Annotated in this window: 20 protein-coding genes and 1 tRNA gene; 10 read left to right on the top strand and 11 right to left on the bottom strand. The window is 65.3% G+C overall.

Annotation, left to right across the window (positions count from 1 at the left end; all coding sequences use genetic code 11):
- Positions 1-18: 18 nt before the first annotated feature.
- On the bottom strand, positions 19-1302 hold the full coding sequence (locus tag IFR23_RS01840; protein ID WP_192974459.1) for an acyl-CoA dehydrogenase family protein: 1284 nt from the start codon (positions 1300-1302) through the stop codon (positions 19-21).
- 156 nt (positions 1303-1458) lie between these two features.
- Here IFR23_RS01840 and IFR23_RS01835 point away from each other — a divergent pair, with 156 nt between their 5' ends.
- Together IFR23_RS01835 and IFR23_RS01830 are read left to right on the top strand one after the other, a co-directional pair.
- Positions 1459-2703 carry a TetR/AcrR family transcriptional regulator gene (locus tag IFR23_RS01835; RefSeq protein ID WP_192974458.1) on the top strand — a complete coding sequence of 415 codons (1245 nt, stop codon included), beginning with the start codon at positions 1459-1461 and terminating at the stop codon, positions 2701-2703.
- A gap of 96 nt (positions 2704-2799) precedes the next feature.
- Complete coding sequence (locus IFR23_RS01830) at positions 2800-3174, top strand: hypothetical protein (protein WP_192974457.1); 375 nt, start codon at positions 2800-2802, stop codon at positions 3172-3174.
- Here the strand turns inward: IFR23_RS01830 and IFR23_RS01825 are convergent.
- Positions 3171-4478 carry a spinster family MFS transporter gene (locus IFR23_RS01825; protein WP_192974456.1) on the bottom strand — a complete coding sequence of 436 codons (1308 nt, stop codon included), beginning with the start codon at positions 4476-4478 and terminating at the stop codon, positions 3171-3173. The two genes, IFR23_RS01830 and IFR23_RS01825, sit on opposite strands and share 4 nt — an antisense overlap.
- Before the next feature lie 450 nt (positions 4479-4928).
- On the opposite strand from IFR23_RS01825, the gene IFR23_RS01820 reads away from it, so the two are divergent.
- The gene (locus tag IFR23_RS01820; protein ID WP_192974455.1) at positions 4929-5624 is read left to right on the top strand and encodes a glutathione binding-like protein; all 696 of its coding nucleotides are present in this window, start codon (positions 4929-4931) and stop codon (positions 5622-5624) included.
- A gap of 150 nt (positions 5625-5774) precedes the next feature.
- Here IFR23_RS01820 and IFR23_RS01815 read toward each other — a convergent pair whose 3' ends face one another.
- The gene (locus IFR23_RS01815; RefSeq protein ID WP_192974454.1) at positions 5775-6572 is read right to left on the bottom strand and encodes an SDR family NAD(P)-dependent oxidoreductase; all 798 of its coding nucleotides are present in this window, start codon (positions 6570-6572) and stop codon (positions 5775-5777) included.
- Positions 6569-7183 (bottom strand): glutathione S-transferase family protein, encoded by a 615-nt coding sequence (locus IFR23_RS01810; protein ID WP_192974453.1) that lies wholly within the window; start codon positions 7181-7183, stop codon positions 6569-6571. Before IFR23_RS01810 ends, IFR23_RS01815 begins: the two co-directional genes overlap by 4 nt.
- Before the next feature lie 74 nt (positions 7184-7257).
- Here IFR23_RS01810 and IFR23_RS01805 point away from each other — a divergent pair, with 74 nt between their 5' ends.
- The 5 genes from IFR23_RS01805 to IFR23_RS01785 all read left to right on the top strand — a co-directional run bounded on the left by IFR23_RS01805 (position 7258) and on the right by IFR23_RS01785 (position 12389).
- The gene (locus IFR23_RS01805) at positions 7258-8835 is read left to right on the top strand and encodes a class I adenylate-forming enzyme family protein (RefSeq protein WP_192974452.1); all 1578 of its coding nucleotides are present in this window, start codon (positions 7258-7260) and stop codon (positions 8833-8835) included.
- A complete protein-coding gene (locus IFR23_RS01800) occupies positions 8832-9608 on the top strand; it encodes a thioesterase family protein (RefSeq protein ID WP_192974451.1) in 777 nt (258 codons plus the stop codon). Before IFR23_RS01805 ends, IFR23_RS01800 begins: the two co-directional genes overlap by 4 nt.
- Positions 9609-9734: 126 nt before the next feature.
- Entirely contained in the window at positions 9735-10238 is a 504-nt protein-coding gene (locus IFR23_RS01795; protein WP_192974450.1) for an EF-hand domain-containing protein, read from the top strand.
- 68 nt (positions 10239-10306) lie between these two features.
- Entirely contained in the window at positions 10307-11026 is a 720-nt protein-coding gene (locus tag IFR23_RS01790) for a response regulator (protein WP_107952252.1), read from the top strand.
- A gap of 10 nt (positions 11027-11036) precedes the next feature.
- A complete protein-coding gene (locus IFR23_RS01785; protein WP_244655386.1) occupies positions 11037-12389 on the top strand; it encodes a sensor histidine kinase in 1353 nt (450 codons plus the stop codon).
- Between the two features lie 119 nt (positions 12390-12508).
- Here the strand turns inward: IFR23_RS01785 and IFR23_RS01780 are convergent, their stop codons facing one another.
- The 4 genes from IFR23_RS01780 to IFR23_RS01765 all read right to left on the bottom strand — a co-directional run bounded on the left by IFR23_RS01780 (position 12509) and on the right by IFR23_RS01765 (position 16983).
- On the bottom strand, positions 12509-13798 hold the full coding sequence (locus tag IFR23_RS01780) for an MFS transporter (protein ID WP_107952251.1): 1290 nt from the start codon (positions 13796-13798) through the stop codon (positions 12509-12511).
- A complete protein-coding gene (locus IFR23_RS01775; RefSeq protein WP_342344843.1) occupies positions 13798-15930 on the bottom strand; it encodes a M3 family metallopeptidase in 2133 nt (710 codons plus the stop codon). The genes IFR23_RS01780 and IFR23_RS01775 overlap by 1 nt, the downstream gene beginning before the upstream one ends.
- A gap of 106 nt (positions 15931-16036) precedes the next feature.
- Positions 16037-16219 carry a hypothetical protein gene (locus tag IFR23_RS01770; RefSeq protein ID WP_192974449.1) on the bottom strand — a complete coding sequence of 61 codons (183 nt, stop codon included), beginning with the start codon at positions 16217-16219 and terminating at the stop codon, positions 16037-16039.
- A 47-nt stretch (positions 16220-16266) separates the two neighbouring features.
- On the bottom strand, positions 16267-16983 hold the full coding sequence (locus IFR23_RS01765; RefSeq protein WP_107952248.1) for a Crp/Fnr family transcriptional regulator: 717 nt from the start codon (positions 16981-16983) through the stop codon (positions 16267-16269).
- A gap of 131 nt (positions 16984-17114) precedes the next feature.
- On the opposite strand from IFR23_RS01765, the gene gntA reads away from it, so the two are divergent.
- Together gntA and IFR23_RS01755 are read left to right on the top strand one after the other, a co-directional pair.
- A complete protein-coding gene (gntA, locus tag IFR23_RS01760; RefSeq protein WP_107961766.1) occupies positions 17115-17801 on the top strand; it encodes a guanitoxin biosynthesis heme-dependent pre-guanitoxin N-hydroxylase GntA in 687 nt (228 codons plus the stop codon).
- Positions 17794-18381 (top strand): DUF1989 domain-containing protein, encoded by a 588-nt coding sequence (locus tag IFR23_RS01755; RefSeq protein WP_192974448.1) that lies wholly within the window; start codon positions 17794-17796, stop codon positions 18379-18381. The genes gntA and IFR23_RS01755 overlap by 8 nt, the downstream gene beginning before the upstream one ends.
- Before the next feature lie 4 nt (positions 18382-18385).
- Here IFR23_RS01755 and IFR23_RS01750 read toward each other — a convergent pair whose 3' ends face one another.
- The 3 genes from IFR23_RS01750 to IFR23_RS01740 form a co-directional block, all read right to left on the bottom strand.
- Positions 18386-19057: a cell wall hydrolase gene (locus tag IFR23_RS01750; RefSeq protein WP_192974447.1), complete on the bottom strand. Its 672-nt coding sequence runs from the start codon at positions 19055-19057 to the stop codon at positions 18386-18388.
- A gap of 87 nt (positions 19058-19144) precedes the next feature.
- A tRNA-Leu gene (locus tag IFR23_RS01745) sits at positions 19145-19229 on the bottom strand.
- Between the two features lie 57 nt (positions 19230-19286).
- Positions 19287-20795, bottom strand: coding sequence for a YifB family Mg chelatase-like AAA ATPase (locus IFR23_RS01740; RefSeq protein WP_192974446.1), 1509 nt, complete (start codon positions 20793-20795; stop codon positions 19287-19289).
- Positions 20796-20873: the final 78 nt, after the last annotated feature.

The following is a 20873-nucleotide window of genomic DNA, read 5'->3' as shown; positions in this document are numbered from 1 at the left end:
TGGCGGGCTTGAATAGGTTTACCGGCTCACCCCGACATCCCCGCTGGACACGCCACCCTTGCGGAAATCGCCGTATTTCCCGAACTCGTTGCGCGCGATCGATCGGTTGTGGACCTCGTCCGGACCATCCGCGAACCGCAGGGTGCGCATCGCCGCCCAGTCGTGCGCCAACCGGAAGTCACCCGACACGCCGCCGCCGCCATGCGCCTGGATCGCATCGTCGAGGATCCGCAGCGCCATGTTGGGTGCGGCAACCTTGATCATCGAGATCTCGATCTGCGCGGACTTGTTGCCCGCCTTGTCCATCATGTCCGCCGCCTTGAGGCACAGCAGCCGCGTCATCTCGATGTCGATCCGCGCGGTGGCGATGCGTTCCTCCCAGACCGAGAAGTCGGCGATCCGCTTGCCGAACGCGACCCGGTCGAGGAGGCGTCGCGCCATCGCCTCGATCGCGGTCTCGGCGACACCGATGGTGCGCATGCAGTGATGGATACGGCCCGGCCCAAGCCGCCCCTGCGCGATCTCGAACCCGCGCCCTTCGCCGAGCAGCACGTTCTCGACCGGCACGCGGACATTCTCCAGCACGACTTCGCCATGCCCATGCGGCGCGTGGTCATAGCCATAGACCGACAGCATGCGCTTGATCGTCACACCAGGCGTATCCATCGGCACGAGAATCTGGCTCTGCTGCTGGTGCCGCGATCCCTCGAACGACGTCTTGCCCATCACGATCGCGATCTTGCAGCGCGGATCGCCGACGCCGCTCGACCACCATTTCGTGCCGTTGATGACGTAGTGATCGCCGTCGCGCACCATCGACGTCTCGATGTTGGTCGCGTCCGACGACGCCACCGCAGGCTCGGTCATCAGGAACGCCGAACGAATCTCGCCGCGCATCAACGGCCCGAGCCACGTCTCCTTCTGCTCGCGCGTGCCATAGCGGTGAAACACCTCCATGTTGCCGGTATCGGGCGCCGAGCAGTTGAAGCACTCGCTCGCCCAGCCGACCTTGCCCATCTCTTCCGCGCATAACGCATATTCGAGATTGGTCAGCTGGGTGCCCTCGAATTCGAACGAATCGTCGACGTGGGTCTGGCCAGAATGCGGCGGCATGAAGAAATTCCAGAGCCCGGCAGCCTTGGCCTTCTCCTTCATCTCCTCGATCACCGGAATGACCTTCCAGCGCTCGCCTTCATGGGCTTGCGTGTCGTAATCGGCCTGTCGCGGGCGGATATTCTGGTCGATAAAATCGCGGACCCGATCCCGGAAATACGTCTCTCGTTCGCTCAGCGTGAAATCCATGCGGGCTCTCCGTTCGTCGTCGCTTTGGAGGCGGGTTAGACCATACCGCACATTCGGTAAAGCGTGAGGAGGGTACCGGAAAGCATGTTTTCAAGTCCGCCCTGAAAGCGCCTAAAAAGCACTGTATCTTCAAATCGAAGCTGTTAGGGTGTTTCGATGAAGGTTCCGGAAGAGGCCAGCGACGAGAGCGAACAGGGCACCAAGCGCTTCCGTGCGAAGCGTGACGCGATCCTCGCCGCGGCGGCAGAAGCGATCAACGAACAGAGTGCCAAGGGCATGACGTTCGCGGACGTGGCGCGGCGCGTCGGGCTCAACACGACGAGCGTTACCTATTATTTCAAGCGCAAGGAAGACCTCGCGGCGGCGGCGTTCGAGAACACGCTCGAATCGCTGATCGCGATGCTCGACGTCGCGGCGGAAGAAGCGACGCCGGAGGAGCGCGTGCGACGCTATCTCGCGCTCAACATGGATCGGCTCGGGCGGATCCAGCGCGGCGAGGAGAAGGCGTTCGCGGTCCTCTCCGATCTGCGCGCGACCGAGGAGCCGATGCGCGGCCGGCTAATGGCGGGCTGGCGCGAGGTGTTCCGTCGGACGCGGCTGTTGTGGGGCCCGACTTCGTCGCGCGCGCAGACCGATCTCAACGGCGCACGCGCACACGTGCTGCTCGAGAACACGTTCTGGCTGCCGATCTGGCTGACGCGGTACGAGCCCGACCAGTACGGCCGTGTCGAGGAACGGTTGATGGACGTGTTCGCGCACGGCATCGCCGGCAAGGACGCCAAATGGTCCCCCACCCTGCTCGATCTCAGCCATGACGAGGCGGAACCGGGCCGCGAGGCGTTCCTGCTCGCCGCGACGCGCCTGATCAACGAACTCGGCTATCGCGGCGCATCGGTGCAGAAGATCGCGTCCGAGCTGAACGTCACCAAGGGCAGTTTCTACCACCATCTCGATGCGAAGGACGATCTCGTCATCGCGTGCTATCGCCGCAGCTTCGACACGATCGCCGATGCGCAAAGCCGCGGCGAGGCCGAGGGTGGGAGCTATTGGCACAAGCTGTCGAGCACCGTCGCGACGCTGCTAGACGTGCAGTTTGCCGAGCGTGGGCCGTTGCTCCGCACCACGGCGCTGAGCGGCCTGCCGGTGGGGGTACGCAACGCGATGGTCGATCGCTCGAACGGCATCGCGCGGCGCTATGCGGGCATGATGATGGACGGCATCGGCGAAGGCTCGATCCGCGCGGTCGATGCGCTGATCGCGGCGCAGGCGTTGATGGCACTCCAGAACGCGGCGTTCGACATGCGCAAATGGGCCTCGACGATGCCGCGTGAACGCGCGATCGCGATGTATGCCTCGACGCTGATGTTCGGCCTGTTCGACGATCGGATGGCGCAGGGCTGACCGATCGCCTCGGACTGGCCTGCGTTCGAAGCCGGATCGGGTTGGTTACGCCGCGTTAACGGCTGGTCGCCAGTCCGGAGCCTTCACGGAGGCTGCATGCACACCATCACGACGGATCTGGCGACGGGTATCATCGAGGTCGACGCGTCGGGCTTCTGGACGATCGAGCATGTCGAGCACTTCCTGCGCGACCTCGAGCACGAGGGTCGGCGCGTTATGGCGACGGGTAAGCGCCACGTCCTGCTCTGCAATTTCTCGAAATCCGCGATCCAGCCGCAGGAGGTGATCGCGATGCTGCAACGCGTGGCGGTGTCGATACCGCTGAAGTCGCGAAAGGTCGCGCTGTATACCGGGGGCAAGCTGGCGCGGTTGCAGGTGAAGCGGATCGCTTCGGTGCGGGACGGCATGGCGGTGTTCGATGACCGCGAGTCGGCAGTGGCCTGGATGCTGGAGCATAAGCCGCGCAATTAACGCGCCGCTGCCGCATCCTCCACGCGCTTCAGCAGAACCCCGGCGCGCCAATAGTGGAACAGCGCCCAGGGGGTCATCAGCACGATGATGATCAGCGCGTAGCGCAGCGAATCCTCGCCGAACCCGGGCTTGAGCAGATCGCTGAGCCACCCGACCAGCGTCGGCCCGAGCCCTAGCCCGACCAGGTTGATCACGAGCAGCGTGATCGCCGCCCACATCGCACGGATCTGCAACGGCGCGAGATGCTGGATCAGCGCGAAGCTCGGACCGAGATACGAATTGGCGAAGATCAGCGAGACGAAATAGCTGCCGATCGCGATCGCTGGCGCGTCGATCAGGTAGAAGGCGAGCGCGAACGGGAGCGATAGGCCCTTCATCACGAGGACGACCCAGGCCTGGACGTGGAGCCCGTGACGCTTGGCGAGCACGTCCGCGATCTTGCCGCCGGCCAACGCGGAGATCGCTCCGAACAGCGCGCCCGGCAGTGCGATGTAGCGTGAGATGTCGAGCATCGAGATACCCAGCGAGCGCTGAATGTAGCTCGGACCCCAGCCGGTCAGCGCGTAACCGATCATCGAGGTAAGCGTGACGCCGACCACCAGATGCCGTGCGGGGGCACTCGCCCACATCGACGCGAACCCTTGCGCGACGCTCGGCATCGGCGTCGCCACCGCGCGGGCGGCATCGGACAGGCCGCGGCGCGGCTCGACCATGAACAGGCGGACGAGAATGGCGAGCGCGATCCCCGGCAACCCGACGGTCATCATCGCGATCCGCCAGCCGTACGAGTGCGCGACAACGCCGCCGATCAGCGTGCCGAATCCTGCGCCGAGCACCACGCCAAGCGAATACACCGCCATCGCACTCGCGCGTTTCTCGGGCGGATAGAGGTCGGCGATGATCGAATGGCTGGGCGGGCTCGATCCCGCCTCGCCGATGCCGACGCCGATCCGGAACAGCATCAACTGCGTGAAGTTCTGCGCGAGCCCGCACAGCGCGGTCATCGCGCTCCAGATCGTCAGGCTGGCGGCGATGATATTGCGCCGGCTGGTCCGATCCGCGAGTCGCGCGACCGGGATACCGAGCGTCGCGTAAAAGATCGCGAACACCAATCCGGAGAGCAAACCGAGCTGCGTATCGGTCAGCACCAGGTCCGCCTTGATCCGCTCGAGAAGGATCGCGAGGATCTGGCGGTCCATGTAACTGAAGAAATACGTGAAGGTGAGCAGCGCGAGCGTCAGGCCCCGTCGCTTCATCGCCAGCGTGTCGGCGATCTCGGGATGGGACTGATACGCTGCGGCCATCGGCAATACCTCGAAGTCGAAACAGGCCTTACGCTAGGGCAAACCAGGCGTACCAGACAAGCTAAAGCTGAATTTCGTGCCGACTTGCGGCGACCCGCTGCGTAGCTGTGACAAGCGGAAATACACCCGAGAAGCAGAGGCTTGCGATTTTGGCGATACGACCGGTGTTTCGTGAGAAGGACGGCGGAAGATGCGTCCTCGTTCGGGTCGCTCTTCCGCCTTATCCCCTCTCCAACGTCGTGGCCGGGCTCGTCTCCGCATCGCCGGTGGAGTAAGCGTCCGGGCAATCTGAATACCGGGTATGCGGCCCTCTCGCATAGATTCGCGGCGTTGCAAAGCATCTTTTCCTTACCGCATCCGCCGAGATCGAATCCGGGGGGGGCGCAGCTTGCTTGCCGACGACGCCCCCCTGCCCCATCTGCCGAGCGACACAATCGCTGGAGCATTCCGATGATCGACCTGTTTTACTGGCCCACGCCGAACGGCCACAAGATCACGCTGTTTCTCGAAGAAGCCGGGCTCGACTACACGATCAAGCCGATCAACATCGGTACCGGCGAGCAGTTCGCCGCCGACTTCCTCAAGATCGCGCCGAACAACCGGATGCCGGCGATCGTCGATCACGCACCGACCGACGGCGGCGAGCCGATCGCGATCTTCGAATCGGGCGCGATCCTGCTGTATCTCGCCGAAAAGACGGGCAAGTTCGGCGGCAAGGATTTGCGGGGCCGGACCGACGTGACCCAGTGGCTGATGTGGCAGATGGGCGGGCTTGGCCCGATGCTCGGGCAGAACCACCATTTCAACCGCTATGCACCCGAGAAGATTCCGTACGCGATCGACCGGTACGTGAAGGAAACCAACCGCCTGTACGGCGTGCTCGACCGCCGGCTCGAGGGGCGCGACTTCATTGCAGGCGACTATTCGATCGCGGACATGGCGGCGTATCCGTGGATCGTGCCGCATGAAGCGCAGGGTCAGCGGCTCGAGGATTTCCCGAATTTGAAGCGCTGGTTCGAGGCGATCGCGGCGCGGCCGGCGACGATCTCCGCGTATGAGAAGGGCAAGGCGATCCACGATACGAGCGTGCCGATGACCGACGAGGCGAAGAAGATGCTGTTCGGGCAGACTGCGGCGACGCGGTAGGAGGCGCGGCGGGATGGTTTGGGGAGCGCTGTTTACACGCTCCCTTGATCCCGCCCAGGCATGCTTCCTTGCTCATCTCAGCACCCCCCGGCGAAGGCCGGGGTTCAATCCGATGTTGCTCGATGGTGGCTTGGCTCCATCACTGCTGGTTCACTCTTCGCGCCCCGGTCGCCGCGAGAGCGCAACATCCAGATGCCCGCCGCCATCCAGCAACAGCACCTCGCCCGTCATCGCCCGGCTCATCGGGTCGAGCAGCATCTCGATCGGCCCCGCGACATCGTCGGGTCCGGTGGCGAACCCCATCGGCACGGACGCCGCGACCTTCGCGTTCAGCTTGGCGAACCCTTCGTCGCCGAGGCGCTTCTCGTACCAGCCGGTCGCGACATAGCCCGGTGCGACCGCGTTGACGCGAACCTCGGGCGCCAGGACACGCGCGAGGCTCTTGGTCATCGTCACGAGCGCGCCTTTCGAGGCGGCGTAGGCGACCGACGAGCCCATTCCGAACACGCCCGCGACGCTGGCCACGTTGACGATCGCCCCGAACGGACTTGCGCGCAACGCGGGTACGCACGCGCGAACCATCTGGAACGGCGCGACCGTATTGAGCCGGTAGATGTCGACGAAGTCCTCCGCGTCGAGCGCATCGAGATCCTCATGGGCTGCGAATTTCGTCCGGCCGGCGTTGTTGACGAGGAAATCGATCCGCCTGAACGCGTCGGTCGCGGCCCCGGCAAGCATGCGGCAGGCGGCGTCCTCGACGATGTCGGCCTGCACCGCGATCGCGCCCTGCCCCACTTCGGCGGCGAGCGCCTCGGCGTCGTCGCGGCTGGTCGCGTAGTTGATGACGCAGCGGACGCCGCGCGCTGCCAGTCGCCGCACGACCGCCGCGCCGATCCCGGTACCACCGCCGGTGACGATCGCGACGGCGCCTTCGATGCTGGCGCTCATGCCTGTGCACTCGGACGGGCGGAGGCGCGAGCGTGCCAGGCCTCCAGGTGCATGAGGTCGTCCGGCATGTGCACGCCGACGAACCGCGCGAAGTCGACCGTGGTCAGCAGGACGATATCGGCCATCGTGTAGCGCTCGCCGTCGAGCCAGTCGCGGCCGTCGAGCGCATGATCGAACTCAGCCATCGCCGCCAGCACGCGCGGACGCTGGCTCTCGCCGAACTCGGTATATTGCGGCTGGACGATCCGCGCGGTCCAGGGATGCGTGTGCAGCCACACCATCGACAACGGCGTCATCAGCCGCAGTTCGATCCGCCGCGTCCACATGTCGATCTCGGCGATATTGTGCGCGCCGTGGCCGAACAGCGGGGGATCGGGATGGAGGACTTCGAAATACCGGCAGATCGCGACGCTCTCGGTCAGCACGCGGCCATCGTCGAACGCCAGGGCCGGCGTCTGGCCGAGCGAATTGACCGACAGGAACGCGTCCGACCGGTGTTCGGCCTTCGGGATCGAGATCTGCGCCATCGGCACGCGGATGTGCTTTTCCGCCAGGAAGATGCGGACGCGGCGCGGGTTGGGCGCTGGCAGTGCGCTATCGTAGAACAGCAAGAGCGTCTCCTCGACATCTGTTTTCGAATATACCGTATGGCATTGCCGGACGCGTTCGCCTAGCGATGCGTCGCATGACGACCGCTGCAGACATGCTCGCCACGGGCTTTGCCACCCTCCCCGATTTGATCCGTGCGCACGCGCTGGAACGCGGCGATCGTATCGCGGTGGCCGATTCGCAGGGCAGCATCGACTATCGAACGCTCGACGCGACGATGGACCGGATGGCGGCGACGTTGCAGCGCGACGGGGTCGCGCCGGGGAGCGCGGTGGCGATCGTCGCCGCGCCGACGACCGACTATGCGGCGGTATTCCTTGGTGCGGTACGCGCAGGGTGCGTCGCGACGCCGATCGCGCCGTCGGCGACGCCGGCGGCGATCGCGGCGATGATTGCGGATAGCGGCGCGCCGTTGGTGTTCCTCGATGCGGAGAATGCGCGGGCGTTGGAAGGGCAGCTCCTAACGGCTCGCATAGTGTTGTTCTCCCGCGAAGGCGGGGGCCCAGGCTGCGCTCCCGCCTTCACGGGAGAACAATCTTTTGATGCGTGGCTCACTCCTCCAGAGACCAAGCCAACCCCGTTCGCAATCGCACCCGAAGACCCGTTCAACATCATCTACTCGTCCGGCACGACCGGCACGCCCAAGGGCATCGTCCAGAGCCACGCGATGCGCTGGGCGCATGTCTCCCGCAACACGGCGGCGGGGTTCGACACCGCGGTCACGATGATCGCCACGCCGCTCTATTCGAACACGACGCTGGTCAGCTTCCTGCCGACGCTCGGCTGGGGCGGCACCGTCGTGCTGATGGGCAAGTTCGATGCGCGCGCCTATCTCGAACTCGCGCAGCGATACCGCGCGACGCATACGATGCTGGTCCCGGTGCAGTATCAGCGGATCATGGCGCTGCCCGACTTCGACAGCTTCGACCTGTCGACGTTCCGTTTCAAGACCAGCACCAGCGCGCCCTTCTCTGCGGCGTTGAAAGCCGACGTCGTCGCGCGTTGGCCTGGCATACTCGTCGAATTCTACGGCATGACCGAAGGCGGCGCGAGTTGCGCGCTGAACGCCACCGCCAACCCGACCAAGCTCTACACCGTCGGCCAGCCGATGCCGGGACACGAGATCCGCCTGATCGACGATGACGGCGTCGAGGTCGCGCGCGGCGAGATGGGCGAGGTCGTCGGCCGCAGCCCGGCGATGATGAACGGCTATCACGGCCGCAGCGAGGCCACCCGCGACGCCGAATGGCATGACGAAGACGGCAACCGCTACATCCGCCACGGCGACGTCGGACGGTTCGACGAGGACGGTTTCCTGACGCTGATGGATCGGAAGAAGGACCTGATCATCTCGGGCGGGTTCAACATCTATCCATCGGATCTGGAAGCGGTAATGGCGCAGCACCCGGCGGTGGCGGATTGCGCGGTGATCGGCGTGTCGTCCGAGGCATGGGGTGAGACGCCGGTAGGCTTCTACGTGCAGCGCGATGGCGTAATCGAGGATGCCCCCGCGATCCTCGCCTGGGTGAACGGCCAGCTCGGCAAGACGCAACGCCTCTCCGCGCTCCATGTCGCCGACGAGCTACCCCGCAGCGCGATCGGCAAGGTGCTCAAGCGCGAACTCCGCGACAGGCTCGGAGCTGCCGCCGCATGACCAGTCTGAAACAGGCGATCGACGCGCTCGAGCCGATCGACGGCGGCTGGCGCGGGACGGTACCCGACAACTGGTTGCAGGGCCGCACCGCTTATGGCGGCTTCTCCGCCGCGCTCGCGCTGCATGTCGCGCAGAAGTCGGACGTCGACCTGCCGCCGCTGCGATCCGCGCAGGTATCCTTCATCGGGCCACTGTCGGGCGATATCGTGATCCGCGCGAGCCGGTTGCGGCGCGGGCGCAACGCCGCGTTCGTCCAGGCGGATGTCGAGAGCGAGGCCGGGCTTGGGCTGCGCGCGACGTTCGTGTTCATGGGCGCGGTCGCGTCGCGCGTCGATCACCAGACCGGCAGCGCCCCCGACTTTCCGATGCCTGGGCCCGATACGCGGACGTTTCGCGGGACCAGCGCGGTGGCGTTCTCACGGAACTTCGACCTGCTCGATCGGCGCGACGAGAGTGTCGGACCGGCGGAATGGCTACGCTGGGTGCGGCTGGCCGAGCGTGACGGACTCGATCCGATGGTGGAGCTCGTCGCGGCCGCGGACTGCCTGCCGCCGTCCGCGCTGAAACTGCTGGGTGGCCCTGCCCCGCTCAGTTCGATGACTTGGCTGCTCAATATCCTGGGGCCCCAGCCGGTGACGGGCGATGGCTGGTGGCTGCTCCGCGCGACCACCGATTACGTGCGTGACGGCAGTTCGAGCCAGCAGATGGCGATCTGGAACGCGGACGGCACACCGGTCGCCGAACAGATGCAGAGCGTCGCGATCTTCGCCTAGTCCGACTAGCACGCGCCTGACATATCTTGCGACACATTGGTGGAGGGGCGGCAAAACCCTGCGACAACCGGGGTTTAGAACGACGGTCATTCGATGGGAATTCGTCCCACTCCGCTGGAGACCGACATGCGCAAGACCGTCCTCACCCTGATGCTCGCCGCCAGCGCGATCACGTCCGTCGCTAGCGCGCAAACGCCTACCACTCCACGACCGCCGATGCGCCAGGATGCGAACCAGGACGGCGTGGCCACGCGCGCGGAAGCGATCGCGCAGGCCGACGCCCGCTTCGCGCAGATGGATACCGACCACGACGGCCGGATCACCGCCGGCGAGATGCGCGCCTATCGCGAGGCGCTGCACGACCGGGTGGTGGCCAGCGGTCGCGACGTCCCCGTCCCACCGCCGGGCGGTCGCAAGCATGACGGCATGGGGCGCCGGATTGATCCGAACGGCGACGGCAGCGTGACTCGCGAGGAATACGAGGCGCGCGCGCTCAAGCGGTTCGACCGGATGGATGCCGATCACGACGGCACGATCGACGCGACCGAGCGCGCCAACGCCGCCGAGATGCGCCACGTCGATCGGCGCGAACGCCGCGACGGCGTGACCCCGCCCGTGCCTGCTCAATAACTTTGGAAGAGGGAAGCATCGGGCGTCGGTGCTTCCCCTGGACAGCCGCCATGCTAGACACTGCCACGATGGGAGATATGCCGCACCTGCTGCTCGTCGACGACGAGCGCTCGATCCGCGAGCCGCTGGCCGTGTACCTCACCAAGCAGGGGTTTCGCGTCACCCAAGCAGGCGATGCGGAGGCGGCGCGGACGCGGCTGACGGCGTATGCGATCGATCTCGTCATCCTCGATATCATGATGCCGGGCGAAGACGGGCTGTCGCTGTGCCGCCACATCGCCGCGACCAGCGACGTGCCGGTGATCCTGCTGACCGCGCGCGCCGAGGAGACCGACCGGATCGTCGGTCTCGAAATGGGCGCGGACGATTACGTCGTGAAGCCGTTCTCGCCGCGCGAACTCGCGACGCGCGTGAAAGTTATTTTGCGCCGCGCGACTGCGGGCGGATCGCGCCAGCATGCGCCGGAGAGCAGCTCCTACGGGTTCGCCGGCTGGGTGCTGAAATCGGGCGAGCGTGCGCTGATCGACCGCGAGGGCGTGTCGGTGCCGCTGTCGACCGGGGAGTACAACCTGCTGCTCGCGCTCGTCACGCGCCCGCGCCAGGTCCTGACCCGCGACCAGTTGCTCGACCTGACCCAAGGCCGTGAGGCCGCCGCGTTCGACCGCGCGATCGACAACCAGATCAGCCGGTTGCGTCGCAAGATCGAGGCGGATGCGAAGACGCCCGAGCTGATCAAGACGGTCTGGGGCGGCGGCTATACGCTGGCGGCCGAAGTCACCCGCTTGTGATCCGGTCCGTATGACGCGGTTCAAGCCCTGGCCGCGCAGCCTCGCCGGCCAGATGGCGCTGCTGATAGCGCTCGCGCTGTTCGTCGCGCAGGTCATCAACTTCGGGCTGATCCTGCGCGATCGCATGGAGTTTCGTCTCGCGCAAGCGACACGTCCGGTGGCGACGCGGATCGCCGACGCGCTCGACCGGGAGGCGCATGCCGGACGGCCGCTGACCCCCGATCGCGGCAGGGTACGCCGCGTCGCTGCGGATCCGATCCCGCAGGCCGCGTACGAACGTCACCCCGAAGTCGCCGTCGAACTGCGCCGCCAGCTCGCCGAACAGGGTGTGCGGGTCGGCCGGATCGACACCGGCCTGCGTCCGCCGTCGGACCGCGACTATGACGACGACGACCGTCACGGTGCAGGCAACCGCCGCGGCGATCGTGATGGCACCGCGCTGTTGATCGCGGTCGAACAGCCGGGGCGCGGCTGGCTGACGGTCACTGCGCCATGGCCGCAACCGGGGTCTCGCCTGCTGATCGCGTTGCTGACCCAGACCGCGATCCTCTACATCATCGTGCTGCTGCCCGTGCTCTGGATCGTCCGGCGGCTGTCGCGCCCGTTGCGCAACCTGCGCTTCGCGGCGGAACGCTTCCGGCCCGGCGAGCCCGGCACGCCGATGCCCGCCGAAGGCCCCGACGACGTCGCCGCGCTGATCACCGCCTTCAATGCACTACGGCTGCGCGTGACGGGGATGCTCGACGAGAAGGACCGGATGCTTGGCGCGATCGGCCATGACCTGCGCACGCCGCTGGCGGCTCTGCGGGTTCGCATCGAGTCCGTCGAGGACGATACCGACCGAGCACGGATGATCGATACGGTGGCGGAAATGAACCGCACGCTCGACGACATCCTGTCGCTGGCACGGCTCGGGCGGCCAAGCGAACCGTTGACCGACGTCGACCTCGCGGCGCTGGTCGATGCGGTGGTCGAGGATTTCCGCGATATCGGCAGCGACGTCAGCTTCGTCGAGACGGAGCGGCTGCGGATGCATCTGCGCCCCTCGCTGATCCGCCGCGCGGTCCGCAATCTGATCGAGAATGCGATCAAATACGGCGTGTCGGCGGAAGTGCGTGTCGAAGCGGGTGCGAAGACCGTGGCGATCGTCGTAGCGGATCAGGGGCCCGGTATCCCGGAGGATCGGATGGGCGACGTGTTCGACGCCTTCACCCGGCTAGAGAGCTCGCGCAATCGCGAGACGGGAGGGATCGGCCTGGGCCTGGCGCTGGCCCGCGCGATCGTGCGGGAAGCTGGTGGCGAGATCCGCTTGGTCAACCGTCCGGCTGGCGGCCTCGACGCAATCATCGAGCTCCCGCGCTAGTTCTGCTCCCTCTCCCCTCCGGGGAGAGGGTCGGGGTGAGGGGCAGCCAAGCAGTGCCCCCCCTGGAACAGCCCCTCACCCCAGCCCTCTCCCCGGAGGGGAGAGGGAGCAGCGCACGCCTAGTCCTCGACGATCTGGCTGTTCGTCCGCGTGTCCTTCATGCGCAGGTACACGACCAGCGACACCGCGATCATCGCCGTCACGTACCAGTAGAAGCCGCGTTCGAAGCCCGCGCCCTTGAACTTCAGCGCGACGAACTCCGCGGTCCCGCCGAACAACGTATTCGCCAGAGCATAGGGCAAGGCGACGCCCAGCGCGCGGATATGTGCGGGGAACAGTTCCGCCTTCACGACCGCGTTGATCGACGTGTAGCCCGTCACGATCACCAGCGCCGCCATCACCAGCAACCCGGCATAGATCGGGTTGGTCGCGGTCTCCAGCGCAGCGAAGATCGGATAGGTGAACAGCACGCCGGCGATGCCGAACCCGACCATCAGCGGTTTCCGCCCGATCTTGTCCGAAAGCCCGCCCGCGATCGGCTGCAACAGCATGAACACGAACAGCGTTGCGGCGTTGATCTGGCTTGCCACTTCGCGGCTGAACCCGCTGGTGTTGACCAGGAACTTTTGCATGTAGATCGAGTAGGCGTAGAAGGCGAGCGTACCACCCGCGGTCAGCAGCATCACCGTGATCGTCTCGCGCGGATGCTTGGTGATCAGCTGGATGAAGCCCGACTTGGGCTTGCCGTCGCCCGCATCGGCCTTGGCATTCTCGAAGCTCTGCGTCTCGGCGAGACCGCGGCGAATGTAGAACACGACCACGGCGAGCACCGCACCGATCGCGAACGGAATGCGCCAGCCCCAGGAATCGAGCGCCGCCTCGCTCATCGTCGATTGCAGGATCAGCAGCACGCAGATCGCGAGCAGCTGGCCCGAGATCAGCGTGACGTACTGGAACGACGAGAAAAAACCGCGGCGGTTCTTGCCCGCCATCTCGGTCAAGTACGTCGCCGACGCGCCGTATTCGCCACCGACCGACAGCCCCTGCATCAGCCGTGCGATCACCAGCATCGTCGGTGCGAAGACGCCGATCGTCTCATACCCCGGCGTGCACGCGATGATCAGCGAGCCGGCACACATCAGCGTGACCGATACCGTCAGCCCGGCCTTGCGACCATGGCGATCGGCATAAATCCCCATAATCCAGGCGCCAATCGGCCGCATCAGGAAGCCGACCGCGAAGACCGCCGCGGTGCTCAGCAACTGCGCGGTGCGATCAGTCGACGGGAAGAAATGCGGCGCAAAATACAGCGTGAAGGCGGAATAGACGTACCAGTCGAACCATTCGACCAGATTACCGGTCGATCCACCGATGATCGCCTTGAGGCGCGTTTTCTGATCGGGTGCCATTACTTCGTCCCCTGCGGAACTTGTGTCGGAAAGCCGCGCTTCTTGAGCAGCGCGTTCACGTCCGGATCGCGGCCCCGGAATGCACGATACGCCTCGGCGCGATCGGTCTCGTTACCCGTCGACAACAAGATCTTCGCGAACCTGTCCGCGGTCGGCTTGTCCCACGCACTGCCCGCCTCCTCGAACGCCGCGAAGGTGTCGGCGTCCATCGTCTCGGACCAGAGGTAGCTGTAATAGCCCGCCGAATAGCTGTCCGACGCGAACAGATGCTGGAACTGCGGCACGCGGTGACGCATCACCAGCTGCTTCGGCATGCCGATCTCCGCGAGCGTCGCGGCCTCGAACTTGTCGGGGTCGATCACGCCATCGGGCACGGTATGGATCTTCATGTCGACGATCGCCGACGACAGATATTCCGCGGTCTTGAAGCCCTCGTTGAACTTGCTCGACTGCTCGATCTTGTCGAGCAACGCCTGCGGCATGGCCGCTTTGGTCTGGTAATGCCGCGCATATTTGTCGAGCACGTCGCGGGTCAGCAGCCAATGCTCGTTCACCTGGCTCGGATATTCGACGAAGTCGCGCGGCGTGCCGGCAAGCCCCGGATAGTACACGTTCTGGAGCATCGCGTGGATCGCATGCCCGAACTCGTGGAACAGCGTCTGCGCATCGTCGAGGCTGATCAGGATGGGCTCGCCGGGCGCACCCTTGGCGAAATTGTTGTTGTTCGACGACAGCACGAGCTGCGCCGGGGCAAGCCCACGTTGCCCACGATAGGTGTTCGCCCACGCGCCCGATCGCTTGCCGGTCCGCGCGAAATCGTCGCGGTAGAACAGCCCGACGTCCTTGCCGTTCTTGTCGGTCACGCTCCACACGCGCATGTTGGGCTCGAACACGGGAACGGTGCCGGTGATCTCCTTGAAGTTCAGCCCGTACAGCCGGTTCGCCGCGTACAGCGAACCCTGGATGATGTTGCCGAGCTCGAAATACGGCTTCAGCTGCGCCTGATCGAGGTCGTACCGGGCCTTGCGCACCTTCTCCTGGTAGAAGCGGTAATCCCATGGCTCGATCGTCAGCGAGGTGCCGGCGACCTTCTGCATGTCCGCGACTTCCTCGGCCACGCGCGCCTTGGCGGCAGGCCAGACGCGCATCATCAGGTCCATCGCCGCGGCGGGCGTCTTCGCCATCGTATCCTGCATCCGCCAGTCGGCATGCGTCTTGAACCCGAGCAGGTGCGCGCGGTCGGCGCGCAGCTTGACGATCTGCGCGATCGTCGCGTTCGTGTCGTTCGCATCGCCATTGTCGCCGCGGTTGACGAACGCGCGCCACACCTTCTCGCGCAGCGCGCGGTCGGTGGCGTAGGTCAGCACCGGATCGACCGCCGACCGCGTGTTGACGATCGCGAAGCCCGGCAGTTTCCGTTCGGTCGCCGCCGCCTTGGCCACCGCCTTCACGCTGTCGGGAAGCCCGGCGAGTTGTGCCTCGTCGGTGACCGAGATCGCTTTGCTCTCGTCGGCAAGCAGCTTCTCGCCGAACGTCGAGAACGCGGTCGCGAGCTGCTGGTTATACTGCGAAAGCTGCGTCTTCTGCGCGTCGGTCAGCTTGGCGCCCTGTCGCACGTAGCTGTCGTAGATCCGCGTCACGAGCCGGATCTGCTGCGCGTTCAACCCGCTCGAGTTGCGCGCGGCGTAGATCGCCTGGATGCGCGCGAACAGCGGCTTGTCGAACGTGATCGCATCCGATGCCGCGGAGAATTTGGGCGACCATTCGCGGTCGAGCTTCTGATACGCCGGGGTGTTCATGTTGCCGGTCATCACGCCGAACAACGTCATCACCTGACCGTAGCGCTTGCCGGCCAACTGCATCGGCACGATCGTGTTGGCGAAGGTCGGCTTGGCCGGATTGTCGGCGATCTTGCGGTATTCCGCGGTCCGTTCGGCGAGCGTCGTCTCGAATGCCTGCGGAAAAAGCTCGGGGCGAACCTTGTCCCACGGCGGCACCCCGCCCAGCGGACCGGTCCAGTCGGCTAGCAAGGGGTTCGCGGCGGGTGTCGTGGACGTCGCACCAGTCTGCGCGACGATCGACGTAGACGCCATCAACGCAACGGCGCTGGCGGCGAGGTATAGAAACTGCACATGGATCTCCCGGTCAATGTACCGGGTAGCATAGTGATAAAGTCAGACGGAGGAACCCGTGCGGGTCATTTGGCCCCTGCCCGCTCCTTTCGAGCAGGCGCGCCGCCTACTCCAGCGGCAGTTCGTCGGTCGACTGCGTGGCCGCGCGCTCCGCAGCAGCGATCAGTCTGCGGCCGGTCTCCGCGGCGGCCTCTGGAGTCATCGCGATGGCGAGTCCGTCGGGCCCATCGAGCGTGACTACGCCATTCTCCGCCGACGCTACGCCCGCGATGGTTTCGGGCTTCAACATGGCTACGCTCCCGGTTCACGGCCCCGTCGGCGTACTGCCCATCGCAGTCAGTCGCCTCTGGAACCGTACAGATATTGTGGTTCGAACTCAGCAACGGCTGCAAGTGCTTTACGATCCAGGATATTTACTTCGCCAGCCTTGAACGTCAGCAGATTTTTCTCGCGCAGCGCTCGCAGCACGCGGTTGACGTGCACCCCGGTCAGCCCGCTCGCCTCGGCCAGATCGGGCTGAGTCATCGGCAGCATATAGCGTCCCTCCGCCGCCATCCCGACCATCTCCAGCCGCGCATTCAGTTCGCAGAACAGATGCGCGACCCGACCTTCCGCGCCAAGCCGCCCCAGTCGGAAGATCCACTCGCGGTGCATCGCCGCATCGAGCAGCGTGCTGAACCACAGTTTCTGCGTCAGGTGCGGATAGCGCTCGGTGATCGACTGCAACGTACGATGTTCGAAGCACGCGATCTTGACCGGCCCGAGTGTGGCGATGTCGTGATCGAGCCGCTTCATCGGAAAAGCATGGAGATCGACGAAATCGCCCGGCACGTGCACTGCGACCAGCTGACGCTGGCCTTCGCGGTCGTCCATGTAGCGGCAGACGAACCCCTCGACGAGCAGCGTGCTCGTCTCGATCAGGTCGCCGGCACGCACGATCTGCTTGCGCGCAGCGACATGCCGGACGGACTCGATGCCATCCTCCAGCACCTGCTTTTCTTCGCTGCTCAGCTCATGGCGGCCACGCCCCATGAGGAATTTTTCCGAGATCATCGACGCCCCTTCATCATCCGGCCTCGTACCGCCCTGCGCGATAGAAGAACAGATCGGGATTCGTACTGATCAATATCAAAGGTTATGCCGGATGCGAAACATTGCCGCGGTTCGCGGGTTCCTCCCCGACCATGTATCAGCCAATCTTCCAGAACGACCACCCGCTCGCGCGCAAGTTCATCGAGACTGTGCGGGCGCCGCAATTCCCCTGCGTCGGTGCAAAATCGGCGCTCGCCAAGGGACAGATGGACATTCTCGTCGCCCGCGACGTGCGATCCGCTTGGGATGACATGAGAATTTCTCCGGCACTCGGCGAGACCGTCCGCAAATACCGCGAGGATCGCGCGATCTTCCGCACTCTCATCATATTGTTCGAAGCCCCTGCTTTGCTGTCCGAAGAAGAGTTCGAGGCACATCTTTGGGCCCGCGCTCAGTCACTTAGCGACAAGGACGAGTGGCTCGGCTATCGCCCCGACCCGTCGGTGAGCAGCGATCCCGACGATCCGCATTTTTCACTGAGTTTTGCAGGCGAGGCATTCTTCGTCGTCGGCCTACACCCGAATGCAAGCCGTCCGGCGCGAAAGTTCGAATCGCCCGCGATGGTGTTTAATCTGCACGACCAGTTCGAAGTGCTGCGCGACCAGCAGCGCTACGACAAGTTGCGCTCGTCGATCCTCGCGCGCGACCTCGAATATGCCGGCTCGATGAACCCGATGCTGGCGCGCCACGGCGAATCGAGCGAAGCGCGACAATATAGCGGACGCGTCGTCGACGAATCCTGGAAATGTCCTTTCAAGCGAGGCGAAGCACGTGGCTGAAATCAAGACGATCCCGCCGCGTTCGGGAGCCGGGTTCACGCTCGACAAGGGGCAGACGCTGACCGTGATCGATCCGGAAGGCCGCCAGGTATCGGACTTGCTCGCCTATAACCGCGCGGATGTTCGCGAGGCGATCTCTTCGGGGAGGACGCTCGATTATGCGAGCCGACTGTACCTGACGACCGGCGACCTGCTCTATTCGAACCGCAGCAACGTGATGCTGGAGATCGTTTCAGACGATGTCGGACGGCATGATTTCTTGCTGACGCCGTGTTCGAAGGAAACCTTCGCGATCATCTATGGCGATACCGATCCGCATCGCGGCTGCTTCGGAAACCTCGCCGAGGCGCTCGCGCCGTGGGACATCGAGCCGGACCATATCCCGGTCGCGTTTAACTGCTTCATGAACGTGCCGATCAATGGTGAGACCGGCGCATTCACCGTTGAGCCGCCGCTGAGCAAGGCCGGCGACACCATCGTCTTCCGCGCTGCCATGGACCTCGTCATCGGCATGACTGCCTGCTCAGCGCTGCAATCCAACGGCGGCAGCTTCAAGCCGATCCAGTACCGGATCGACTAAGCGCTCAACGGCGCTGATAGAAGATGTGCGACTCGACGGTCGCCACCTTGACGAGCGAACTGCGCCAGTACGGCACCAGCCAGTCGGTATGATAATGCGTCGCGCGGCCGACCGGCGTATAGACGTAGCCGTTCATCGCCCGCCGTGCCGCGTGTCGCGCCTGTTCCCAGCCCTCGTGCTCGGGCCGCCGTGTCTGCGAGCCGTCGCAGGTGAACGAGAACTGGCATCCCGTCTTGCGGTTCGCACCTTGGTAGACGACCCCGCAGACCGTCTTGGGGAAGCCCCGCGCGCCGACCCGGTTCAACACGACCTGGATGACGGCGCGCTGTCCGTCACGGTCGGCGCCAGCCTCATACAGCGCGACGGTGGCGAGGCATTCGGTCGCCTGGAGGCGCGCCGCAGGACCGCCGCGAAACCGGAATGGCTCCGCGCGCTTGCGTTTGTCGGCAACGATCGGGACCAGCGCATTGGACGCGCGCGCCTGCGCCATCGTCAGCCGGGGCTTGCGGTGATCTGTGGTGGTTTCGGTCGGCCAGGGCAGATCGGTCAGCGACCCGAAAATCGCCGCGAACGCGACGACTGCGCCGAGCAGGAGAAGCCAATGCTCCGACGATGGCCTCAGCCCGGATCGATTGCGCCGCCGCGATGAGACATATCGGGCCGGTCGCTTCGCCATCCCGCGTCCTTACCGGCGAAATTTTCGCAAGGAAACGATCACTGTGCCGCTTGTCCCGAAGGTCGCCGCGCGATCGGTGAGAAGAGATGGTGCCCCTGGCCGGAATCGAACCAGCATGCCTTGCGGCAACCGATTTTGAGTCGGTCGCGTCTACCAATTTCGCCACAGGGGCAGCGGCGGGTTGGCTAGACGAAGCTTTCGTCCGCCGCAAGCAGGTTTAGTTGTGCCTTTAATTGCGGGGCGGCTGGCGGCGGTAGCTTAGCGCTTCGGCAATGTGGATACGGCCGACCGTCTCGCTGCCCGCCAGATCGGCGATGGTGCGAGCGACGCGGAGGATGCGGGTGTAGCCGCGCGCGGTCAGGCGCATCGCTTCGGCGGCTTGGGCCAGCAGCTTGCGGCCGGGTTCGTCGGGCGTGGCGACGGCGTCGAGCAGCGCGCCATCCGCCTCCGCATTCGTGCGAACCGGGTGGTCGCGGTATCGCTCGGTCTGGATCGCCCGGGCGGCGGAAACGCGGGCGGAAACCTCTGCCGAGCCTTCGGTCGGCGGCGGGAGAATCAGGTCGGCCGCGCTGACCGCCTGGACGTCGATGTGCAGGTCGATTCGGTCGAGTAGCGGACCCGACACCTTTGCCTGATAATCCGCGGCGCATTTCGGGGCTCTCGCGCAGGCCAGGCTCGCGTCGCCGAGGTGGCCGCATCGGCACGGGTTCATCGCTGCGATCAATTGTACGCGAGCAGGGAACGTTACGTGCGCGTTGGCCCGCGCGACGCTGACCGTGCCCGTCTCCAGCGGTTGGCGCAGCGAATCGAGGACGGCGCGCTGGAACTCCGGGAGTTCGTCGAGGAACAGGACGCCGAGATGCGCGAGGCTGACCTCCCCCGGCTTCACCTTCAGCCCGCCCCCGGTGAGTGCCGCCATAGACGCAGAATGATGTGGAGCACGAAACGGACGCGTGCGGGTCAAGCGTCCACCGGAGAGCGTGCCGGCCACCGATTGGACCATCGACACTTCGAGCGCTTCGGCTGGGTCGAGCGGTGGCAGGATCCCGGGGAGGCACGAGGCCATCAGCGACTTGCCCGAGCCAGGGGGCCCAACCATCAGCAGATTATGCGATCCGGCAGCAGCGATCTCCAGCGCGCGCTTCGCGGTCTCCTGTCCCTTCACCTGCCGCAGGTCCGGACCGTGGTCGGCGTGCTCTGCGATGCCCGGCTTGGGTGGGCTGAGCAGGCCGTGGCCCTTGAAGTGGTTGAGCAACGAAAGCAGATCAGGCGCGGCGATAACCTCGATCTCGCCTGCCCATGCCGCTTCAGATCCTTGCGCCGCCGGACAGACGAGCCCCTTCCCCACTTCCGACGCATGCAGCGCCGCGAGCAGAACACCCGGCGACGCGGTGATCCGCGCATCGAGGCCAAGCTCGCCGACGATCACATAATCCGCCAGCGCTTCGGCATCGACCACCCCCATCGCCGCCAGCAAGGCGAGCGCGATGGGAAGATCGAAATGCGATCCTTCTTTCGGCAGATCGGCCGGCGACAGGTTCACGGCGATGCGTTTCGGCGGCAGCGAAAGTCCCATCCCGGCGATCGCGCCACGCACCCGCTCACGGCTTTCGCCGACCGCCTTGTCCGCAAGGCCGACGACGTTGAACGCGGGAAGTCCTGGAATCAGTTGGACTTGCACCTCGACCGCGCGTGCTTCGAGCCCGAGATACGCCACCGTCGCTACGATCGCCGCCATGCCCGCTCCCCCGCGACATGACGTCACGCCTTATTCATACCCGATTTGCCATGTCTGCAAGGACGCGCGGTCGGGAAC

The sequence above is a fragment of the Sphingomonas sp. CFBP 13603 genome (genome assembly GCF_014892665.1).
Classification (GTDB): domain Bacteria; phylum Pseudomonadota; class Alphaproteobacteria; order Sphingomonadales; family Sphingomonadaceae; genus Sphingomonas.
The sequence above is the reverse complement of the archived record's forward strand: the minus strand, read 5'-3'. Positions and strand labels throughout refer to the sequence as shown.